General features: G+C 69.1%; 19 protein-coding genes and 1 pseudogene. 12 read left to right on the forward strand and 8 right to left on the reverse strand.

Going from position 1 to position 21,171, the window contains the following annotated elements; all coding sequences use genetic code 11:
- Positions 1-21: 21 nt before the first annotated feature.
- Positions 22-198: pseudogene (locus tag AB0H43_RS12515) on the forward strand (VOC family protein); the annotation flags it as partial.
- A gap of 19 nt (positions 199-217) precedes the next feature.
- On the opposite strand, the gene AB0H43_RS12520 reads toward AB0H43_RS12515, so the two are convergent.
- On the reverse strand, positions 218-739 hold the full coding sequence (locus tag AB0H43_RS12520) for a DUF6326 family protein (RefSeq protein WP_359999400.1): 522 nt from the start codon (positions 737-739) through the stop codon (positions 218-220).
- Positions 740-901: 162 nt separating this feature from the next.
- Between AB0H43_RS12520 and AB0H43_RS12525 the strand changes: the two genes are divergently transcribed.
- Together AB0H43_RS12525 and AB0H43_RS12530 are read left to right on the forward strand one after the other, a co-directional pair.
- Positions 902-2,047 carry a histidine kinase gene (locus tag AB0H43_RS12525; RefSeq protein WP_359999401.1) on the forward strand — a complete coding sequence of 382 codons (1,146 nt, stop codon included), beginning with the start codon at positions 902-904 and terminating at the stop codon, positions 2,045-2,047.
- Positions 2,044-2,691 (forward strand): response regulator transcription factor, encoded by a 648-nt coding sequence (locus AB0H43_RS12530; protein WP_359999402.1) that lies wholly within the window; start codon positions 2,044-2,046, stop codon positions 2,689-2,691. The genes AB0H43_RS12525 and AB0H43_RS12530 overlap by 4 nt, the downstream gene beginning before the upstream one ends.
- Positions 2,692-2,734: 43 nt before the next feature.
- On the opposite strand, the gene AB0H43_RS12535 is transcribed toward AB0H43_RS12530, so the two are convergent.
- Complete coding sequence (locus tag AB0H43_RS12535) at positions 2,735-3,940, reverse strand: MFS transporter (protein ID WP_359999403.1); 1,206 nt, start codon at positions 3,938-3,940, stop codon at positions 2,735-2,737.
- A gap of 99 nt (positions 3,941-4,039) precedes the next feature.
- Between AB0H43_RS12535 and AB0H43_RS12540 the strand changes: the two genes are divergently transcribed.
- Both AB0H43_RS12540 and AB0H43_RS12545 read left to right on the forward strand, forming a co-directional pair.
- Positions 4,040-5,095, forward strand: coding sequence for a DUF5937 family protein (locus AB0H43_RS12540; RefSeq protein WP_359999404.1), 1,056 nt, complete (start codon positions 4,040-4,042; stop codon positions 5,093-5,095).
- Between the two features lie 531 nt (positions 5,096-5,626).
- Entirely contained in the window at positions 5,627-5,989 is a 363-nt protein-coding gene (locus AB0H43_RS12545) for a hypothetical protein (protein ID WP_359999405.1), read from the forward strand.
- Between the two features lie 57 nt (positions 5,990-6,046).
- Here AB0H43_RS12545 and AB0H43_RS12550 read toward each other — a convergent pair whose 3' ends face one another.
- Entirely contained in the window at positions 6,047-8,569 is a 2,523-nt protein-coding gene (locus AB0H43_RS12550; RefSeq protein ID WP_359999406.1) for a right-handed parallel beta-helix repeat-containing protein, read from the reverse strand.
- A gap of 317 nt (positions 8,570-8,886) precedes the next feature.
- On the opposite strand from AB0H43_RS12550, the gene AB0H43_RS12555 reads away from it, so the two are divergent.
- Positions 8,887-10,224 carry a hypothetical protein gene (locus AB0H43_RS12555; RefSeq protein WP_359999407.1) on the forward strand — a complete coding sequence of 446 codons (1,338 nt, stop codon included), beginning with the start codon at positions 8,887-8,889 and terminating at the stop codon, positions 10,222-10,224.
- On the opposite strand, the gene AB0H43_RS12560 is transcribed toward AB0H43_RS12555, so the two are convergent.
- The gene (locus AB0H43_RS12560) at positions 10,148-11,206 is read right to left on the reverse strand and encodes a hypothetical protein (RefSeq protein ID WP_359999408.1); all 1,059 of its coding nucleotides are present in this window, start codon (positions 11,204-11,206) and stop codon (positions 10,148-10,150) included. The two genes, AB0H43_RS12555 and AB0H43_RS12560, sit on opposite strands and share 77 nt — an antisense overlap.
- A 58-nt stretch (positions 11,207-11,264) precedes the next feature.
- Here AB0H43_RS12560 and AB0H43_RS12565 point away from each other — a divergent pair, with 58 nt between their 5' ends.
- Entirely contained in the window at positions 11,265-12,554 is a 1,290-nt protein-coding gene (locus tag AB0H43_RS12565) for a hypothetical protein (protein WP_359999409.1), read from the forward strand.
- Position 12,555: 1 nt separating this feature from the next.
- Entirely contained in the window at positions 12,556-13,650 is a 1,095-nt protein-coding gene (locus tag AB0H43_RS12570) for a UDP-galactopyranose mutase (RefSeq protein ID WP_359999410.1), read from the forward strand.
- Here the strand turns inward: AB0H43_RS12570 and AB0H43_RS12575 are convergent.
- Positions 13,613-14,290 (reverse strand): hypothetical protein, encoded by a 678-nt coding sequence (locus tag AB0H43_RS12575; RefSeq protein WP_359999411.1) that lies wholly within the window; start codon positions 14,288-14,290, stop codon positions 13,613-13,615. The genes AB0H43_RS12570 and AB0H43_RS12575 overlap by 38 nt on opposite strands.
- Complete coding sequence (locus AB0H43_RS12580) at positions 14,290-16,071, reverse strand: carbamoyltransferase C-terminal domain-containing protein (protein WP_359999412.1); 1,782 nt, start codon at positions 16,069-16,071, stop codon at positions 14,290-14,292. Before AB0H43_RS12580 ends, AB0H43_RS12575 begins: the two co-directional genes overlap by 1 nt.
- Positions 16,072-16,310: 239 nt before the next feature.
- Here AB0H43_RS12580 and AB0H43_RS12585 point away from each other — a divergent pair, with 239 nt between their 5' ends.
- The 3 genes from AB0H43_RS12585 to AB0H43_RS12595 are packed head-to-tail and all read left to right on the forward strand — an operon-like array spanning position 16,311 to position 19,686.
- A complete protein-coding gene (locus tag AB0H43_RS12585) occupies positions 16,311-17,297 on the forward strand; it encodes a glycosyltransferase family 2 protein (protein ID WP_359999413.1) in 987 nt (328 codons plus the stop codon).
- Positions 17,294-18,490 carry an ATP-grasp domain-containing protein gene (locus AB0H43_RS12590; RefSeq protein ID WP_359999414.1) on the forward strand — a complete coding sequence of 399 codons (1,197 nt, stop codon included), beginning with the start codon at positions 17,294-17,296 and terminating at the stop codon, positions 18,488-18,490. The genes AB0H43_RS12585 and AB0H43_RS12590 overlap by 4 nt, the downstream gene beginning before the upstream one ends.
- Positions 18,487-19,686: a hypothetical protein gene (locus AB0H43_RS12595; protein WP_359999415.1), complete on the forward strand. Its 1,200-nt coding sequence runs from the start codon at positions 18,487-18,489 to the stop codon at positions 19,684-19,686. Before AB0H43_RS12590 ends, AB0H43_RS12595 begins: the two co-directional genes overlap by 4 nt.
- Here the strand turns inward: AB0H43_RS12595 and AB0H43_RS12600 are convergent.
- On the reverse strand, positions 19,631-20,182 hold the full coding sequence (locus AB0H43_RS12600) for a histidine phosphatase family protein (protein WP_359999416.1): 552 nt from the start codon (positions 20,180-20,182) through the stop codon (positions 19,631-19,633). The genes AB0H43_RS12595 and AB0H43_RS12600 overlap by 56 nt on opposite strands.
- Positions 20,183-20,243: 61 nt before the next feature.
- Here AB0H43_RS12600 and AB0H43_RS12605 point away from each other — a divergent pair, with 61 nt between their 5' ends.
- Positions 20,244-20,645 (forward strand): cupin domain-containing protein, encoded by a 402-nt coding sequence (locus AB0H43_RS12605; protein ID WP_359999418.1) that lies wholly within the window; start codon positions 20,244-20,246, stop codon positions 20,643-20,645.
- 27 nt (positions 20,646-20,672) lie between these two features.
- Here AB0H43_RS12605 and AB0H43_RS12610 read toward each other — a convergent pair whose 3' ends face one another.
- Entirely contained in the window at positions 20,673-21,098 is a 426-nt protein-coding gene (locus tag AB0H43_RS12610) for a MarR family transcriptional regulator (protein ID WP_359999419.1), read from the reverse strand.
- Positions 21,099-21,171: the final 73 nt, after the last annotated feature.

A 21,171-nucleotide genomic window follows, 5' to 3' on the forward strand; every position in this document is an offset into this window, starting at 1 on the left:
GCTTAATCTACTGTCCCCGAAGGCAAGACGGTGAAGAACCGCCTGCACTTCGACGTACGCGTCGGCGCGGAGAACCACGCAGAAGTGGTCGAGCAGTTGATCGCGCGCGGAGCGACGAAGCTGTGGGACGGGCGTCAAGGGCCGTCGACCTGGGTGACGATGGCGGACCCGGAGGGCAACGAGTTCTGCGTCGCCTGATCGGAGGCAGCACAAGCAGTCACGCCTGCGGCGGCTGGAGTGGCCCGCCGTCACGGCTGGCCGCAGGGGTCGTCGGTGATGCGGTGCGGCGTGGCCAGCTCCAGGCGGAGCGCAGGATGAAGGCCAGGAGAAGCACCTCGAGTCCGATGGAGAGGCCGTAGAAGTAGGAGTAGGACCACGGCTCCCCGACCGCGTTGAACACCGAGACAGGGATGTAGAGCGTTGCCACGACGAGGTTGATGGTGCGATTGAGACGGGCGGGCAGTGTCGCCGAGAGCAGGATCATGAGGATCGGGATGGCGACGAGCGTGAGCGCGACGGCGACGAAGGTCGGGCCGAGGTCGAACTCGTGGACGATGCCCGCCCGGAGGTCGTCCACGAAGCCGGGCTTGTAGAGAGCGAGGTAGTCGACGTAGATGTAGAGGAACATGAAGCTGGTCCATGCGGCCGCGAGCTTGGCCCGCACGGGCATGCGCAGATCCTCCAGCGTGCGCTGAGACCGCGGATTCTCTGGTGCGGTGTGGGATTGCGGCATTCTCATCACGTTGCTCCTTGGCTTGATCAGGTAGGTGCTCCCACCTTCATGGATGCCGGCGGTGGGCACATCCGCCCCGGAGCCTGGTCCGACCTGGTCGTTGGCACAGCCGCGTTCTTAGACTTTCGACGGATACGCCGGACACGCGGGCTGCCTACGCTGATCAAGATGGCCACCAACGCACTCCGCTCGCTGTGGGCCGAACCTCGACCCACGAACGCCCCGGACCGGAGGCTGCGGGACTGGGCGCTGCTCGCGGTACTGATCGGCTGGTCCGTACTGGAAGCGGTGCTCCGCGACGACATGGCGCCGCTCCCGCTGCAGGTCATCGCTGCGCTCGCGGTCGTCGCTCCCCTCCCGTGGCGACGTGCGCACCCGTTCGTCGTGGCCGCGGTGGCTTTCGGCACGGTCACGGTGGTCGACATCGCCCGAGTCCTCACCGGATCACACGGCGCTCTACCCTCGAGCGTCGCGGCCACCCTGGTCATTGCCTACGCCCTGTTCCGGTGGGGCTCCGGTCGGGAAGCCGTCAGCGGCCTCGGCGTCATCCTGCTCTGGCTGGCCATCACCTGCGTCGCCGAATCGAGCAGCGTGGCGGAGACGGTCGCAGGATACGTATTCTTCCTGTTCGCCGCCGCGCTCGGCGCCGCGGTCCGCTATCGCACGAAGATCCGCGTCCGCGACATCGATCAGGCCAAGGCCCGCGAACGCGAGCTGCTCGCACGTGAACTCCACGACACCGTCGCCCACCACGTCTCGGGCATCGCCATCCAGGCCCAAGCAGGGCGTGCCATCGCAGCCTCCCACCCCGAGCGTGCCATCGAGACCCTGGCCATCATCGAGGACGCCGCGACCCGCACCCTCACCGAACTGCGCGCCATCGTGGGCGTTCTGCGCTCCACACAGGACACCGGGTTCGCACCGCAGCCCGGAGTGGCCGAGGTCGAACAGCTCGCCACCGATGGCCAGGCGCTTCCCCGCGTCGAGGTGACACTGTTCGGCGAACTCGAGGACCTCAGTCCGGCAGTCGGGGCCGCGATCTACCGACTGGCCCAGGAGTCCATCACCAACGCTCGACGGCACGCCCGCCACGCGACCCAGGTCACCGTCGCCGTCACCGGCGACGCGGACGAGGTACGGCTGACCATCGACGACGACGGCTCCGCCGCCGGCGGCCGAGCCCCAGCAGGCTATGGCCTGGTAGGCATGCGGGAACGCGCCGCACTGCTCGGCGGCACCTTCCACGCAGGCCCGGCCGCCGAGCGGGGCTGGCGGGTAGAGGCCGTCCTGCCCCGAACCGGGGCACCACGATGAGCATCCGGGTCCTCATCGCCGACGACCAGCTCATCGTGCGCAGCGGGCTGACCATGCTGCTCGAAGCCCAACCCAACATCGAAGTGGTCGGCGCGGCCGCGGACGGGCGCGAGGCAGTCCGCCTGGCACACCAGCTGCGCCCCGACGTCGGCCTGTTCGACATCCGGATGCCGCTGATGGACGGCATCGAAGCCACTCGACGCCTCGCCGGCGCCGACGTCACCGACCCCCTGCCGATCGTCATCATCACCACCTTCGACCTCGACGAGAACGTCTACGGGGCGCTGAAAGCCGGTGCCCGCGGGTTCCTTCTCAAGGACGCCGGACCCGCCCTGCTGACCCAGGCCATCCACGCCGCCGCCGACGGAGACGCACTGATCGCGCCCAGCGTGACTGTCCGACTGCTCGAAGCGTTCGCCCAGGCGAAGACCTCACTACCGAGGCAGCCGATAGAACCGCTCACCGCCCGCGAGGAGGAAGTCCTCGTGCCCGTAGCGCAAGGCCGCACCAACAATGAGATCGCCAGCGAGCTCTACATCACCCCAAGCACCGTCAAAGCCCACCTCGCCAGCCTCATGCGAAAGCTCGGCGCCCGAAACCGCGTCGAGGTCGCCATGTGGGCCCACGAGACCGGCCGCATCTAAATGGTGGATGACGAGGGACGGGGTCGCCGTGCGCGGCCTACTTCTACGGACACCTCGCGCCCTGTCCGGGGAGCGAGGCGGCTGTGTGACGGGCATCAGGACCCGTCGACCTGGCTGACGACTCCGGGCTCGGAGGGCGAATCGCAGGTTTGACGGCGAGCGCCCCGGCCAGCGTGGCTACGGTGAGGCCTACCCACAGGACGGCCGGGTTGATCTCCAGCAGCGCCGTGAGCGCGGCCGGGGCGAACGCCATCCCGAGTCCGGTGGACAGCTGGAAGCGCACCAGGGCGCGGCCTAGCTGCGCCGGTGGCGTGCTCGCGATGACGAGAGCGGTTCCGCTGCCGGTGTAGAGGATTTCGCCGATCGTGTAGACGACGCCGACGGCGGCGATGGCTGTCGCGCCCAGCGTCTCGCCCATCCAGAAGCCCAGATAGGACAGTCCCAGCACGACCCCTGAAGCGGCGAAGACGGTGCCACGGGCCCACTGCGACAGCCGCTTGACGAGCGGCACCTGGAGCAGGATCACCAGCACGGTGTTGCCCACGAACAGAGCCGCCGGCCAGGCCGCGCTTGCGTGCATCCGAGTCACGAGAAGGGCCGGCAACACCACCTCGAGGACGCTGAAGCACATCGCGAACGGGAGGTTGGCCACGAGCAGAACAATCATGCTGGGGGCCTGGCTCGGACCAGGGTCGTGGGTTGCCTCCGCGGCGGTGACCCTGGTCGACAGCGTAAGCCCGCCCGCAGCGAGGAACGCCAGCGCAGTGACGACCAGGAGCACAGTGAGGCTGGTTCGGCCGCCCGCCACGGCGATTGTCGCGAGCAGCGCGCCCAAGCCGAGTCCGGCGTTGCGGACTGATCGCGTCAGTGCGAGCCCGGCGTCGCGTTCGCGGCCCTGCTTGAGCGCCGCCACGACCGCCGCGTGCGCCGCCGGGAAGGCTTGACCGCCGATCCCCAACAGGACCGACGCGGCCGCGAAGGCGATGAAGCCGTGCCCCGAGAGCAGTACTACGACGCCGACAACGCGGACGAACAGGGTCGCCGCGACTGCCGCCGAGCGCGCTCCGCGGTCGATCCACCGTCCCAGGAAGGGCAGGACGCCAAGTCCGGCCAGCAAGCCCGCCGACAGCGCGACGCCGGCCTCTCCCACGCCTAGTCCGAGAACGGTCACGCCGTACAGCAGCAGGAATGGGCGCAGCATCCCGCCGCCCACCGAATCGACCACGAGGGCCACCACATATCTCCGCACGCGATCGAATCTCCGCAGCCAGGTGCCGGGAGGCCCGTGGATTGACGGAGATCGTCAATCCACGGGGCCACGCTGCTGGGCAGGGAGCATCATTGGCGCGTGGCCCTCACGATCGACATCGCCGGCGTCGCGCCGGAGCGATTCCTTTTCGCGCCCTCGCCGCTGGCGGAACTGACGTCGATGCTGCACGCGCTCGCCGAGCCCGGCCATCACCCGGCGCTGCACGGCTGGATCGCGGCGACCTCCGCCTCGCTCAAACCGGAGCTCAGCGAGCGCCTGATCGAGGCCGACTTTCTCTGGCGATCCGCGCGAGCCGACTTCTTCGTGCCGGGCCGGCCGCAGGCCACGCTGACCGAGGAGCTGGACGAGGTCGACCGGCTCGACGACGAGACGTACGTGTTCTCCGCTCTGATCACCACGAGTTGCGGCTCGACGCCGCTGCACCGGCTCTTCTCCCGGGAGAAGGCGCTCGAACTGGCGCTGGCGCGGGGTCCGCGGCAGGCCGAGTTCGCCGAGCGGCTGCTCGCCGATCCGCCACGGGTACGCGCCTGGGTACGCCGTCTGCTCGAAGACTGCGAGCAGGCGTTCTTCGCCGAGTCGTGGGCACGGGTGCAGCATCGGCTCGCCGCGGATTCGCGACACAAGGCGGATCTCTTGGCACACCGTGGACTGTCGGCCATGCTCGACGCCGTATCGCCGTCGGTCTCGTTGCAGGGCGAGCGGATCGTGGTCGACAAGCTTCAGGACAACGCGACCACCGCGTACGGGAGTGGGGTGACGTTCGTCCCCACGGCCTTCGGGCACCCTCATCTGCTCGTGATACACGCGCCCGGCTGGCGGCCGGTGATTCAGTATCCGATCGCCGAATCCGGCCTGCCCCCGGTTCCTCTTCACGTCGTGGAGCAGCGCATCGACGCGCTCGCGCACCCGGTGCGGCGCCGGCTGGCTCGCACGCTCGCCCGCGGCCAGCACACCACGGGAGAGCTCGCCGACGCCTGGCAGCTGACCGCGCCCGAGGTCTCCCGTCACCTGGCCGTGCTCAAGCAGGCCGGCCTGCTGACCACGAGCCGCCGTGGCCGGTACGTGCTTTACCAGTTGGACCTCCTGGTCTGTGCCCGGCTGGGCGCAGACTTCGTCGAGGCGATCCTGCGATAGCCGTCGGCGGACCGTCAATCGCCGGTCCGAGGCGGGCCATCGTCGTGCCGGCGGGCATCGGCCCGACGATGAAGGTCTGGCCCAACCGTCCGAGCACGACCGAGACGAAGGACGCCTGGGTCGGCACGTCGTCCGGGATGGCGACGACGTGCCGGCCGGGTCGAGCCTGTCCTCCAGGAGCACCCGCGACGTGCTCATCGGTTCCGGCGGGACGAAGGAGTTATGCCACCAGCCGGTGATCTTGACGTGCTGTGACTCGCTGAGCGGTACGCCGACGGACCGCGATTCGGGGTCGTAGGTGGCCAGGATGGCCGGTACGCCGGCGAGATTCAGGAACAGGTGCTCGCACCCATGTCGCCGGACGAACGCCATCAGCTCCTGAAACTGCTGCGCAAACTGACGTCAGATCGGGCGCGACCGAGCTGACGTCAGGGAACAGCCGGGACGTCGGCCCGTAGTACTGGGGAGTTACCGGGAGATGGCTCCGGAGGGTGACGCGCTTGGCCCTCGTGAACTCGTAACGTCATCCGCATGACCGAGATCATGCCGCGTGAGGCCGTGGTGACGACTGCTGTCGGGCTGCTGGCGGTGATCCCCGTCGCGATGATCGCCTTGTGCGTCGCGCGTGGCGTGTTCTACGGCCTGGTCGAACCCGGCCCGTATGACACTGCCTGGGGCGGTCCCACCCGCGCGGGCGCGTGGGCGGCGCATTTCGTGATCAGCATTCCGTTCATCGCGGCCGGTCTACTCGCTCTGGTCGGACTCGGACGGCTGCGCCGGTCCTGGTTGCGCTGGCTGGACGGCGAGCGGCGTCGCTGGTGGGTGCTGCCCCTGACGCTCCTGCTCTATGCCGGTGCCGCGCTGCTCGTCAGCGCCTGGCTGCGGCAGGTCTAGACAGACCGAAGGCGCCGCCATCACCGGAAGTGACGGCGGCGCCTTACCTTGGAACGATCACGCCGCGTCGATGATCAGCACATCGTCGAGGTACAGACTGTCGGTGGCGTTGCCCGAGCTGCTGTAGATCTCCAAGTGCACGCTTGCGGTCCCGGCCGGGGCCGTGACCGTGCTGCTCGCCTGCTGCCACGTGGTGCTCAATCCGTTCAGCGGCACGAGATCGGTGCTCAGGAGCGCCTGGCCGGCGTCGAGCCACTTCACGCGTAGGGTCACACTCGAGATCGCGCCGGTGCCCTGCTTGCCCCAGTAGGTGATGCGCTTGCCGCCCGCACCGGCCGGAAAGCCGGGCCAGTTGGCGAGCTGCAGCGCCCAACCCCAGGCATCGGTGACCGTGACGCAGAGGCTGCCAGAACCGGAGTGCGCCTCCTGCGTGGTGGCAGTGACATTGGCCGAGTACCAGGACTGCCACTGTCCAACGGTCGACCCGGCTCCGGCGGTGTCGGCGTCCAGGATGTTGGGCGCGTCGCCGACCGCGAAGTCGTCCAGGAGCACGTAGTCGCCCGCGCTCCCGGTGCCATGCAGCGATATCAGCGCCGTGGCTGTCCCGGCCGGTGCGTCGACCAGCGCGGACGACGACTGCCAGCTGGTGGTGAGGACCGGCAGCGTCACCTCGTCGGTCTGCAACACCGCAGCACTGTCGCTCAACCACTTCACCGTCAACTTGGGCTGCAGATTCGTGCCGGCGCCGAGCTTGCCCCACAGGCTGATCTTCTTCGCACCCGGGCTCGTCGGGAAGCCCGGCCAGTTGCCGGTCTGCACACCCCAGCCGTTGGCGGCGGTGACGTCGACGCGCAAACCGTAGCCTCCGCTGTGCGCCGCGTCGGCCGTACGCGAGGCCGTCTCCGAGAACCAGTCCTGCCATTGGCCGATCGACCCTTCGAGGGTCGCGGTGTCGGCGTCCAAGTCACTCGCCGACGGATTCTGCGGAGTCCCGCCCTCGTCGCCGTCGAACGTGCTGTCGGCATCCTGGTTGAACGGCGCGGCCCGCCACGCGGTGAAGCCGATCGTCTCGCCGTACCCCTTCGCGAACCGCCAGTCCCCGAAGTACTGGTTGTCGTGGAAGCGGTTGTTGTTGGTGAACATGACCGCGTTCTGTACGCCGGCCACGGTGTACGGCGCCCACGGCATGTTGTCCGCGCCCGTGGCGTACAGCGCCTGAACACCGCAGTAGCTGCCGGCGCAGGGGACCACGGTGCTGTCGAAGCGGAACTCGTTGTTGTTGACCTCGATGTTCCGGGCGTGCCACCGGCAGTCGGTCAGATACGGCTCGGTGGCGATGTCGGTGTAGCAGGGGTGCGTGGCGTTGATCGGGTTGGGATAGGCGTAGTCGTGCGGCTCGGGGATGAGCGTCGGGGCCACGAACGGCGTGCAGTATCCCTTGCTGGTGTTGCCGTTGGAGTCGCAGAACCGGTTGGTGTTCTCGTAGATCGACACCCCGGAGAAGTTGTCCTGGATCAGGTTGTCGTAGATGCGAATCGCGGCTGCGCCGCTCACCGTGCTGGCCAGGCGCGCGTCGCCACCCGACTCGGACAGGTAGATGGCAGGGCCGGGCGAGCCCTGATTGTTGGTGCCGCTCACCCACGCGTTCCGCGTCAACGTGTTGTTGCGCATGGTGGCGTTGTAGCTGATCTCGTACCAGATGCCTTCACCGTCGTTGTGGTCGATGAAGTTGCCCTCGAACAGGAAGTCGATGTTGTTCGTGTCGGCCCACAGGCCCGTGCCCTTGTTGTCGTGCACGTAGTTGCCGGTGATCGTCGCACCGTTGACGTCCCAGAACTTTCCACCGCCGGTGCAGCCGCACCCTTCGAAGTGACTCTCCCAGTCGTCGGTGTTGTTGCCGGCGATCTCGTTGTGGTCCAGGGTGATGTTCTTGATCGCCGAATCGCCGTCGATCGGCATCTTGAACATGCTGAAGCCGTACTGGCCGTTGTCCTTCAGGCAGTTGTAGGAGACCACGTTGCCGGTGCCGAGGAAGACGCCGGCGCCGTCGTTGCCGGAGACGGTGTTGTACTGGACCACCCAGTTGGACCCGGAGTCGTGGTTGACCACGCCCTCGTTCATGTTGTCCAGGCCGCGGCCGAAGTTCTTGATGGTCAGGTACTTGATCGTCACGTTCGCGACGTCGCCGGTGAACGCGTACAGGTTGACATTCCGGCCGTCGATGACCGCGCCGGGACCACCGAGGTAGGTCGTGCCGGTCTTCGCGCCGATCTGCCCGTAAAGGTCATCGGCGAGGGTGTGCGTCCCGGGTGCGAACCAGAAGGTCGCGCCGGGTCGGTTGAAGTCGAAGCCGCTGTTGTCTCCGGCCGGGACGGTGATCGCGCCGGTGGGCGGAGTGGATGGTCCGGTCAGGACACTGGTGTTGCCGCAGATCGCCGCCGGCGGCGTGGTCGGCCACGGCGGATCCGCAGCGGCCGGTTGCCCCGACAGGGCGACGACCCCACCGGCGACAGGCAGCGCCATCAGCGCCGAGAACAGGCGTACTCTCACCTTCTTGCCGTTCAAACTCTCACCCTCCATCGGATGTCCGCCCGCCGTCGGGTCGCCGAGCGAGGTGGGCAGTCTACATCGGACCGAGGGACAAGATCACTGCTTGACAGAACACGTAGTCGGCAGATCGCGGGACCGCCTCAGTGGACCGATCGGGAGGAGCGCCGGCGAGCAGGCGACGGTCAGCGCCGCGATCCACGCCGTCGGGCGTACGCCGATCCACTGGCCCAGCCCGCCGCCGACGCGCGCGGCGTCGGCGCCGACCTCGCATGCTTCACGGTGGGTGTTGGTCGGCGCGCCGGAAGCCTTTACCGTAGGCGCGTGCCATATTTCGATAGAGCGATGCGATGAGCAGCGGCTTGGCGGTCGCCGTACGCGAACTGCGGCACCTGCCGGCGGTGTGGCGTGCGCCCCGCCGCGATCCGGAGGTCACCCGGCGGCTGGCGCTCGACGGGATCAACGAGATGCTGGCCTTCTGCCGGGCGAACGTGGCGTACTTCCAGGAGTATCCGGCGGCGCTGGGCAGTCTGGCGGAGTTGGCCGAGCTGCCGACGCTGACGAAGCGGCAGGTGCTCGACGCCGGCGTGGAGGCGTTCTACGCCCCGGTGGGGGAGTATCGGACCGACGTCACCAGCGGCACGACCGGTACGCGGCTGAGCATCCGTCACGACGTCGGTGCGTACGGGTATCACGGTGCGACGGTTCTGCGCCGGTTCCTGCGTTCGGGCTATCGGCCGTGGTGGCGGATCGCCCACATCAAGCCGTTCCCTCGCCCGGTGCGATGGTTCCAGCGGCTCGGGCTGTTTCCGCGCACGGTCGTCAGCGCCGGGCAGCCCGAGGCGGAGATCGCCCGCCAGGTGCTCGCGGTGCGGCCCAACCTCATCATGGGCTACCCGGTCGTGCTGCGCGCGATCCTGCGCAACCTGGACGACGCCGAGCTGGCCCGGCTCCGCCGGTCGCTGCGTATGGTCATGACCGATTCCGAACTGCTCACCGACGAGGTGGCTCAGTTGCTCACCGACCGGTTCGGCGTACCGGTGTTCGACGAGTACTCGGCGTACGAGGTGCTGACGGTGTCGACCGGCTGTTCGGCGGGCGGGATGCACGTGGACGAGGACCGGGTCTGGCTGGAGATCCTGGGGGACGACGGGCGGCCGGTGCCGGACGGGACGGTCGGGTCGGTCGTCGTGACGCACTTTCGGGAACGCGCCATGCCGTTGCCGCGCTATCAGCTCGGTGATCGGGCGATGATCGTGCCGGGCGAGTGTTCGTGCGGCAACCGGTTCCGCCGGATGAAGCTCGCCGACGGGCGTACCAACGCCTTCATCACGTTGCCGGGCGGTCGCCAGGTGTACAGCGGGGTGTTCCTGTCGCTGGCCATGTACGCCCCGGGCGTGGCCGAGTGCATGATCCGCCAGGACGCCGCCGGAGACATCACGGTGCACCTGGTCCCGGAGGAACCCACCGACGCCGGTTACGCCGCGGCCACCCGGTCCTTCGAGGCCAAGTTCCACGAGTTGGTCGGTGTGTCGGTGGCGCTGCGGTTCGTGCGTACGGATCGGATCGAGCTGACGCCGGGCGGCAAAGGCCGGTTCGTCGAGTCGGAGTTCAGTCCGGCGCGGCCGACGGCACCGAAGTCTGCTGCCGATCCGGAGCCGTCCGCCGTCGGGGAGAAGACGGGATGAGCACAGCCCACTGACGGGTCAGCTCGTGCCCGAGGCGCTGCTTCTCGGTGAGGCTGCCCTGGCCGCTGAGGAAACCGGCGCGGCCGGTCTCGATGCACCACCGGGCCAGCTCGGCGTTGCTGTGGAACCAGAGGTCCTTGCGGCCGCCGTCGGCCAGGTCGAGGCTGCCCCAGGCGCTGGAGACGGGCAGCTCGGGATGGTCCAGGATGGTGTGGACCGCCAGGAGCCGCCCGGCTCGGTCGCGATAGGTCCGCAGGTGTACGCCGGGCGTGCCGACCTGGGCGGCCGCGACCGCCTCGGAGAGGTACCGTTTGCGCAGCCAGCGCCGGGTGTGATGCCGGTCGACCACCAGGTTGACGAGGCGACGCAGGTCCAGCGGGGTCACGGGCGCGCTGAGCTCGCCGTCCATGGTGGATTCGACGACGAGGTCGGTGTCGCGGGCGAGCCGGTTGTACACCGGGCGCAGGGGTCCTCGCCGGCGGCCGAGCGAGTGGGCGTACGCGTCGAAGTCGCCGAACCGGTTGGCGAAGTGGGCGATCGGTCCACCTTCCCGCGTGATCGCCGGCCGCCTTAGCACCGCCGGAAGCGTGTCGGCGATGATCTGTCGGAGCAGTACGCCCTGGACTCCGCGTACCTCGGCGAGGACGGCGTGGACCGCGTCGCCGAAGGCCTCAGGCTGTGCGGTGACGATGCCCGGAAAGCAGCTGGTCGTCAGGCTGTCGATGTCGAGGATTCCGGCCATCGGCGCGCGTCGCCGGCCGATCCGGGGTCCGATGAAGCGTCCGGTGACCAACCCGGCGACGGCCGATCCATCATGGAGCGTCCCGATCAGGGCGGTCTGCTGGCCTCCGGCCGCTGCCGCGAGCACCAACGGCCAGGACCAGGCGACGCCCAGCCGGTTCTTCGCCACGAAGTCGGCCCAGCCGTCGGGCTCGGCAACACGATGTGGATCGTGGCGGCGCACTGTGAGACCCTGATGCACAACAACATCTTTACATGTATGGCTCGAACCCGTGTACGGCTCGAACCCAGGGACGACGATGACCCGCCTGCCCCACCGTATTCCGATCCTGCCGGTCCTGGCCAATGTGGCGACCGCCCGCGCGAGGGACCGCGCCCGGCCCGAGCGGATCGCCGAGCTTCAGGCTCGTCTGCTGACCCAGCTCGTACGCCACGCGGCGGCCGACGTGCCGCACTACCGGGAGGTCTACGACCCGGCGGTCGTCGCCCGGTTCCAGGGGCCGCAGGATCTGCCGCTGCTCCCGCTGCTGGACCGGTCGACGGTCAACGCGCTCGGGCCGTCCGGCGGCCTGCTGGCGGACGGGCACACGCCGGAGTCCACGCGCATGGCCAGCACCAGTGGATCGACCGGTCATCCGGCGACGTTCTACTACTCCGAGGAAGATCTCAGCTACCTGCGGGCGACCTTCCTCTGGGACCTGCTGGCCTGCGGGATGCGCCCGTGGGACCGGGTCGGCTACTTCCGCGTCTACGGTTTCCGCAAGCATCGGCTGGAACGCCTCGGGCTGGCGGGCAACGTGCACGTCGACACCAGCAAGTCGATCGCCGAGCAGGCGGACGCGGTGCTGGCCGGGCGGCCGACGATCCTGTGGGGCTTCCCGTCGATGATCGCGGCGGTCGGCGCCGAGCTGCGGCGTCGCGGCATCCGCTACCCGTACGCCCGGGTGATCGTCTTCGCCGGGGAGTCGACGCTCATCGGCGGACGCACCGAGGCATTGGAGTACTTCGGGGCCAAGGGTCACGAGACGTACGCGTCGGTGGAGGCGTACACGATCGCGCGGACGTGCGTACGCGGGAACATGCATCTGCGGTCCGGTGACGTCGTGGTGGAGGTGATCCGCGACGACGGTTCGGTGGCGTTGGCCGACGGCGTCGGGGAGATCGTGGTGACACGACTGCACGCGCAGGCGAATCCGCTGATCCGCTACCGGCTGGGCGACCGCGTCGAGATCGGGCCGAACGACTGCGACTGCGGCACGTCGCACATGCCCATTCTGCGGTCGGTGCTGGGCCGGGTCGAGGACCGGATCGAGACGAAGGACGGCGTCCTGCGCAACGGCAACTTCATCGCGTCGCTGATCTATCCGCTGAGCCGGGAGGGTCGCCTGCTGCGGATCCAAATGGTCCAGGAGCGGCCCGGCGCGTTGCGCCTGCTGGCGGTGGCCACAGACGGCGCACAGGCCGAGGTCGAGCGGCAACTACGCGAGGCGATCGCGCCCGCGGCGAGCCAGTTCGACCTCGACGTCGCGATGGTGGACGCGATCACGCCCGAACCGAACGGCAAGATCCGTCTCGTGAAGCGGCTCTGACATGACGATACGCGTGATCGGCGCCGGCCTCGCCGGGGCGACCGTCGCACATCTCCTGCACCGGGCCGGGCGAACCGTCGAGGTCCTCGAGGGTGATCCGACCTGGGGTGGGCAACTGCGTACGGCCAGCGCCGGGGGGATCCTCTACGAGCCGGCCGGGGCGCACATCTTCCACACCTCCGACACGGCCGTCTGGCAGATGGTGACCCGTCTCGTCGAACTGCTGCCGTATCGGCACGCCGTGCGTACCGAGGCGTTCGACCGGGTGCTGAGCTGGCCTCCGCAACTGTCGGAGCTGCGCGAACTGCCGCAGTGGCCGGCCATCGAGCGGGAACTCGCGAGCCGCCCGGCGGTGCCGAGCGCGGACAACTTCGAGTCGTGGTGCGTCGGCCTGATGGGCGAGACGCTCTATCACGAGTTCATCGAGGGCTACACCCGCAAGCAGTGGGGCGAGGATCCCAAGAACCTCACGGCGGCGTGGGCGCCCAAACGCATCGAGCTGCGCGAGGACGGCTACCGCGATCTGTTCCGCGACCCGCACCAGGGGTGGCCGCGTGGCGGCTACCCCAGGCTCCTCGACGCCCTGTTGCGCGACGTGCCGGTCGTCATGGGTCGGCGGATCACGATCGACGACTGGGAGGACGTCTGCGCCGGGGCGGAGGCGATCGTGGTCACCTGCGCGCTCGACGAGTTCTTCGCCTCGCACCTCGGCGCGCTGCCGTGGCGAGGCGTCCGCCTCGTGAACCACTATCTGCCCGGCGTGGACCACGTCCTGCCGTGCGGGGTGCTCAACACGCCCAGCCCGCTCAAGCCGCACACTCGCGCGATCGAGACGAAGTGGATGAGCGGCCAGACCGAGCCGGGCACCGTGGTCAGCTACGAGTATCCGGGCGCGCCCGCACGGCACTATCCGATCGACGACGTCGCGGGAGCGAATCGGGCGCTGGCCCGGCGCTACCTCGACGAACTGTCGGCGTTGCCCGGCCCGGCCCGGTTCGTCGCGGGCCGCCTGGCCACCTACACCTACATCGACATGGACCAGGTGATCCGGCAGGGGATCAATACTGCTCGGCGGGTACTGGAGGCGCTGGTGTGACCGCTGGGGCGCCGGCGTCGAACCGGTCGACCCAGCGGCCCAGCGGCGCCACGAGCACGGCGACCGCGAGCGCCAGGTGAATCGCGCAGAACACGATCGCCACGGTCGCCGTCGGCGGCCCGCCCACGAAGACCGCGATGTGCGAGGCCCACTTCAGGTGCTCCGGCCGTGGCCCCTCCCAGTCCGCCGTGAAGTAATAGGTCAGATCGTTCAACCCCGAGATCAAGACCAGGATGCCCGCGAGTCCCGCGCGCAACGTGCGTCCTGCGGTCGCGCCGCCCAGACGGTACGCGAACAGCACCGCCAGTACGGTGAACGCGTTGACGAAGATCGTCCACTGATACAGCTCCGGGAACGCGGCGTCCTGGTTCGGTGATTCGGCGTACCCGAAGATGTTGTGGACATTGAGCGTGTCCACCACGCCCATGTAGCCCAGGAGCAGCACCCCGACGAGCGCCAGGCTCAGCCCGGGGCGCTGAGGGAACAACGCTATCGCGAGCACCGCGCAGAGCAGGGGTGCGGTTTTGAAGAGCACCTCGCCCACGTTGTCGATCGTGCGATCGGCGGGCAGCACCACCATGATGGCGTAGGCCAGCGCGGCGCCGGCCGCCGCGGGCAGCAGCCAGAACCAGCGCCGCATCATTTCTGCGTCCAGAAGGGACCGAGGGCCAGCGCGTCCATGTCGGTCCGCAGATAGCACGAGACGGCCTCGGCCGGCGTGCAGACGATCGGCTCCTCGTTGTCGTTGAAGGACGTGTTCACGACCATGGGCACGCCGGTCAGCTCCTCGAAGCGCGAGATCATCCGATGGTAGCGGGGATTGTCGGCCGCCGAGACGGTCTGCACGCGGGCGGTGCCGTCGGCATGGGTGATCGCCGGAACCCGCTCGCGCTGGTGCTCCAGCACGTCGAAGACGAGCAGCATCACCGGCGACGGGTAGCCGGAGGCGAAGTACTCTCCGGCCCGCTCCACCAGGCAGGACGGCGCGAACGGCCGGAACGGCTCGCGGTGTTTGACCTTCTCGTTCAGGCGGTCCTTGGTGTCCTTGCCCCGCGGATCGGCCAGGATCGACCGGTTGCCCAGCGCGCGTGGCCCGCACTCCATCCGGTCCTGGAACCAGCCCACGATCTTGCCGTCGGCCAGCGCCCGCGCGGTGGTGTCCGTGATGTCGTCTGTGCGCTCGTACGCCAGCCCGGCGTCGGCGAGCGCCTTATCCATCTCAGCCTCCGAGTAGCTCGGCCCGAGGAAGATGTAGCCGCCGGTCGGCCGCGGTGCGCCCTGCGTGACGGCGACCTGGACGGCCGCGCCGAGCGCCGAACCGTCGTCGGCCGCGGCGGGCTGGGCGAAGAACTCCTCGAACGGCGTCTCCAGGAAGATCCGCCCGTTCATGACGCTGTTGAGGGCGACGCCGCCGGCCGTCACGAGGTTCGTCTCACCCGTGTGCTGCTGAAGCCAGCGCGCGACGTGCAGCCCCGCCTCCTCCAGGGTGGCCTGGAGCCCGTACGCGATGTCGGCGTAGTGCTGGGGGACGGCGTCCCGTGTACGCGGCCGGGGCGGGCCGAACCGCTCGAGGAACTTGGGCGCCATCTGATGCTTGCCGGTGGCGTGGTGGCGGAACCAGCTCAGGTCCAGCTCGTACCGGCCGTCCGGGAGCAGGTGGACCAGTTCCTTCATCGCCTCGACGTGGGTGGGCTCGCCGTACGCGGCCAACCCCATGACCTTGCCCTCGTCCCGGGTCGGGTGGAAGCCGAGATAGCTGGTGACACAGGCGTACAGGGCGCCGAGGGAGTGCGGGAACTTGACTCGGCGTACGTCGCGGATGCGGTCTCCTTCGCCGACGGCCAGGTAGGTCGAGGTGCCGTCGCTGCCGATGCCGTCCCAGGTGATGACGGCGGCCCGCTCGAACGGCGAGAGCAGGTACGCGCTGGCCGCATGCGAAATGTGGTGGTCGACCAGGTGCACCTGGAACTTGACCGGGCCGGTGTGGCCGACGGCGTCGCAGACGACCTTCTTCATCGTCAGTGACCGCTTCAGGTGCAGAAGCAGCGCGCCGCCGACGTTGTAGTCGTCCGAGTGCTGCTGTACGCCGCCCGATCGCAGCGTCGCGGTGAGCCCGCTGGCCCGGCCGTCGTAGGTGCCGGCGTCGTTGCGGAACACCGCCAGCGTGGCCGGCAGGTGGCGGACGAAGTGCCCCAGCGCGTGCTGGACCTCCTTGCGCGCCTGCCAGAAGTACGCCACGTGATCGACGTCGCCGAGGGTGATGCCCTCCATCGCCAAGCACTGCTGGATGGCCTTGCCGGGGAAGGTCCCGTCGTGTTTGACGCGAGATATCCGCTCTTCCTCGACAAAAGCCACGATCCGGCCGTCGCGGACGAGTGCCGCCGCCGAGTCGTGATGCTGGTTGATGCCGAGCACGTACATGCGGCCGCACCCCGATCTTCGTCGATAGGTCGATTGAGTGTGCCAACTCGTCACTCGATCGACAACCCTCCAAAGTGACCAATAGATCTGTGCGTTTGGCCTGCTGGATCCGGTTGCGAACCGGTCGTGAGCCATGGCAAGGTGTCGACACAGGCAGATGTGTCGACTTAGACATCCACATGATGTGATGTCGAAGTCGATGAACGAGGCGCGATGTGGCGCCAGAGGGGTGGCCCGCGGTGCGGGGACGTGACCGACCGGAAGATTTCGCCGTCACCGTCGTCGTCCCCTGCCTCAACGAGGCCGACAACGTCGACGCCGTTTACCAGGAGATCGTCGAGGAGCTGTCCGGGTACGCCGGACTGGAGGTGCTCTTCGTCGACGACGGCAGCACCGACGCCACCCTCGACCGGTTCCGGGTCCTCGCCGAACGCGATCCGGCCGTGTCCTACCTGTCGTTCACCCGCAACTACGGCCTCGAAGCGGCCTTCTCCGCGGGTTACCGCTACGCACGCCATCCGTGGCTGCTGCACCTGGACGCCGATCTCCAGTTCCCGCCGGCCGAGGCACACAAGCTGATCGCCAAGGCGACGGAGGGCTACGACGCCGTCTTCGGCATCCGCGTCGACCGCCAGGACCGGCTGCTGCGGCGCCTCGCCAGCGGCCTGCACGAGGTCATCGCCCGGCGGCTGCTGCGGATCGACATCCCGTCCGGCGGCACGAGCTTCCGGCTGGTCCGCACCGAACTCGCCCGCCGGGTCGTCGACCTTCGCCTGGGTACGCCGTACTTCATGGCGGCGCTGCCCCGCCTCACGCGCAACTGGACGACGACCCCGACCGCCCACCGCGCCCGCCGGGGCGGCGAACCGAAGGTGACCGTACGCGGCCTGGCCCGCCACGCCGTGGAACTGTTCATGTCCTACTCGGTCCGGCCGATCACCTTCGCGGGCATGCTCGCCCTGTTCACGAGCTTCTGCGCGCTGGTCGGGGCGATCATGGCGATCCTGAGCCACCCGTCGGCGGCCGTCCTGACCGGGATAGCGCTGTCCGGCGGCCTGCTGAGCCTGGCGGTCATCGCCCGCTACCTCGTGCACATCGCGCGCGGCCATCCGAGTACGCCGCAGTTCCTCATCCAGGAGGCGAACATCCCGGTCCGCGACGAGGATCGCCTGTACGCAGCGCCGCCGGCCGGTCAGGTCTCGGCACTCGTGGAGCACGTGTCATGACTGGAACCATCGCCGTCTTGGGGGGTGCTGACGGGGCCATCACGACTCTGGTCACCGCGCGCCGATTGGGCTTGACCACCCTCTGCGTGGACGCGCGGACCGACGCCCCGGCCGTCGGATACGCCGACGAGTTCCTCAACGTCAGCACCCGCGACGTCGACCAGCTCGCGAAGCGGCTGAGCCGGCGGACCGACCTGGCCGGGGTGGTGTCCCCGGCGAGCGACGTCAACCTGCCCGCCCAGTACCAGCTGGCCGAGCGCCTGGGATTGCCGAGCGGGCTGTCACTGCAGGCTTTGCGGGCCTCTGTCGACAAGGGCTACTTCCGCGAAGTCTGCGAGGGCCTGGGGCTGCCAGGCCCCCGCTTCGCCCAAGGATCCCCCGCGGCGGTACGCGCAGCGGCCCGAGACCTGCGCTTCCCGGTCATGGTCAAGCCGACCGATTCCAGTGGTGGACGTGGCATCAGCCTCTGCGCCTCCCCGTCCGATCTGGACGAGGCGATCGCGGCGGCGGTGGCGTACTCGGCGTCGGCGGTCGTCATCGTCGAGGAGTATCTCGCCGGCGACCACTACGCCGTGGAAGCCGTCGTCGAGGACGGCCGGGTCGTCCTGTTCGGGCTGGGCGCCCGCAGACTGACGGAACCACCGCATTTCGTGACCATGGAACACACGATGCCGGGCGGAGATCCCGCGCTGGTCGCGCGCTGCCGCGAGATCATCGACCGCATCGTGACGACTCTCGGCTACGCGTGGGGATCGCTGAACGCCGACCTGCTCATCGACGCCGACGGCCGGATCGTCGTCATCGAGATGGGCGCCCGGCTCGGCGGCAACGGCTCCGCCGAACTGCTCGGCCTCATCCACGGCATCGACGTGACCGCGGCGTACGTGACCGCTGCCGTCGGCCGGCGTCCCGATCTGGCCGCTACGTCGAGCGGGTGTGCGGCGATGCGCGTCCTGAAGACCGGTGCGGCGGGCAAACTCGTCGCCGTCCACGGGCTGGCCGAGGTGCGCGCCCTGCCGGGCGTCGTCGACCTCATCCTGGCGGCCCGGCCCGGCGACCACGTCGAGCCGTACGCCCGAGCCGGGGCGAAGCTCGGTTACCTGCTCGCCCGCGCCGACGACCAGCCCAGTCTGGAGCGCGTCCTCGCCGAAGTGGACGCCCTCGTGCGCATCGAGGTCGAGCCGGAGGCGTGACCGTGGTGCTGCCGCGGCCACGCATCGTCGCCGCACTTCTCGCCGGGCGCGGGATCTACCGGATCGCCACCTACGCCGGTGGCCTGGCTCTGCTCCATCATTGGGGATCGGCCGGCTTCGCCGCGTACGCCACCGCCGTCGGCGGCCTGGCCTGGCTGACGCAGCTGGTGTCCAGCGGCCCGGAGAAGGCCGCCCTGAACCTGGTGCCCTTGAGCGGCGGCGCGGGCCTGGCCCGATTCTTCCGAGCCCTGGCGGCGGGCGTGCTCGGCCTTGCGCTCTTCGTCGCGACCCTCGCATTCATCGGGGGTGCACGCCTCTACGCCACCGCCGCAGTCCTTGCGGTCGGCGTCGGCACCGCGACGGTTCTGGCCGCGCTCCACCGCCTCAACGGCCGGCCGCTCGCGGACAGCCTCGGCTTCCTGGGCCTCGCCGGTGTCTACGCGGCCGCGGTCGCCAGCGCGTACGTGGGCGGCGGTCCGTTGGACATCCTGCTGCTGCTGTGCGCCGGAACGCTGACCGTCAACGCGATCTTGCTCGCCGGCCTCCGCCTCCCGGCCGTCCCGCCGTCGCCCGGCGTTCCCGCGCCCGTTTCGCGGGCGGCGGCCCTGCGGGCGGTCGCCGTGCTCGGAACCGCCGAGATCCTCGGCGTCCTCGGCGTCTCGGTGCTCTATCTCGCCTTCGCCGCCGCCGATCGCGCCGACCAGACGAGCCTGTTCTACCTGTTGGTGGTCGTCTCGGCGGCGGTCTCGACCGGCTGGGGCTACCTGCTCCGTCTCGCCCAGCCGACCGTGGCGCTGCGCATCGAGCACGCCGGGGAATCCGCCGCCTGGTCCGCCGCCCGACGAAGTCTTATATGGACGGTCGGTCTCGGCGCGCCTGCCGCCATCATCGTGGGCCTCCTGGGCCGCACGGCGGTTTGGGCCTACGTCGCACTCACCATCGAGATCCTGTTGTACGCCGCCAACGCCGTCACCGCCCTGCTTCTGGAAGCCAGCGGCGCCCGAGGCCGGCGCTGGTCCGCCGCCGCCTCGGTCGCTCAGCTCGCCGCGGTCGCCGGGGTCGGCTGGGTGCTGGTCCCGGCGGCTGGAGCCACCGGCGGCGTCGTCTCCCTCCTCGCCGGCGAACTGGCCCGAGCCCTGGTCATGCTGGCGTTGACCCGGCGATCCGGTGTACCCGCGACCCTTCCAGCGTCGTGATCGCACAGGGCGGCACACCCTGCTCGACGAGCTCACGCGGGACCGCGTCGTCGCCCAGCAGCGTACGCAGCATGTCGGTCGTCACACCGCCGTGGCTCACCGCGACGACCGGGCCGGGTGAGTCCACTACGGACTGAACGAACGCGATCATCCGGGCGGCCGCCCGGTGTGACGAGTCACCGGTGGCCGGCGCGAAGTCGCGTACGCGAGTCGCCCGGTCCCAATCGGCCAAGAACTCCGCGAGCGGCTGCCGGCCGTCCCAGTTCATCCGTTCCACGAGTCGCCGGTCCTCGATCACCTCGACCCCGGCCGCCGCCGCGATCGGCTGGGCGGTCTGCGTCGCGCGGCGCAACGGACTGCTGTACACCGCCTGGATCCCGGATCGGCTGAGCAGCTCGGCTGTCCGTAGCGCCTGCTCACGTCCTCGATCTGTCAGCTCGGGATCGCCGGGGTCGCGCCGTTTCTCGGCGTGCTGGACGAGATACACGACAGCCACCTTGGCAGCCTTTCGCACCAGGAGCGCCGGCGCGACCCAATTCTCTTGGTACCTTTCGTGAATGTCGCTGGACGTGCACGCCGCCAGCCTTGCCGGACGCGTACTGGCTCCGCCCGGATCGAACATCGTTCTCGCGGAGTGGACCGCCGAGGCGGCTACCGGCCCTGAGCCGCTGTACCAAGCGCCGCTCCACAAACACGAGGACGACGAAGCCTGGTACGTCCTGTCCGGAGTCCTGCGGATCCGGGTCGGCGAGGACGAGGTCGAGGTTCCCGCCGGGGGAGCGGCCGTCGTCCCGGGCGGAACCCCGCACACCTACTGGAATCCCGGCTCGGAACCGGCCCGATACCTGCTCGTCATGGGTGCCCGCACCTATGAGCTGATTCAGGCCATCCATTCACCGGACCGCGGCGACCTTCGCGACCTGTTCACGAAGTACGGCGCCGAGCTGCTGGACTACTGAGCCTGCCGCTGATGACCTCGTATTGGGTCAGCCACGCAGGGCGGTGGTCGCGGATTGGAGCAGCCGGAGCAGGTCTTTGCGGTCGGCAGCGGTCCAATCACGAAGGCGCGAAGTCAGCGCGCTGTTGAAGGCGTGCTGAAACCGCTTGGTCAGCTCCTCGCCTTCCGAGGTCAGGTGGACGCGGGTCATCCGGCGGTCTTGGGCATCGGGCTGACGGATGACCAGGCCACGTTTCTCCAAGCGGTCGACCAGGCCGGTGATGTTCGTCTTGTCGCAGTGCAGTAGGCCGGCGAGTTCGCCGAAGGACGGTTGCAGGTGCTGGGTGAAACAGAGCATCTGCGCCTGCTGAGGGGTCAGCCCCAAGGGGCGGCTCGTCGCGCTGAACAGGCCGTCGGTCTCGCGGAAGAAGCCGACGATCGTCTCGATGAGCTCGTCCTCGGATGTGCTGGCCACGAAAGAAGCCTAGCACCTCGACAGTTGACAGTCTCAACCAAAGTAGTCCATGATCTCGACTATCCATACAATC

It is taken from the genome of Hamadaea sp. NPDC050747, assembly GCF_040654195.1.
Classification (GTDB): Bacteria; Actinomycetota; Actinomycetes; order Mycobacteriales; family Micromonosporaceae; genus Hamadaea.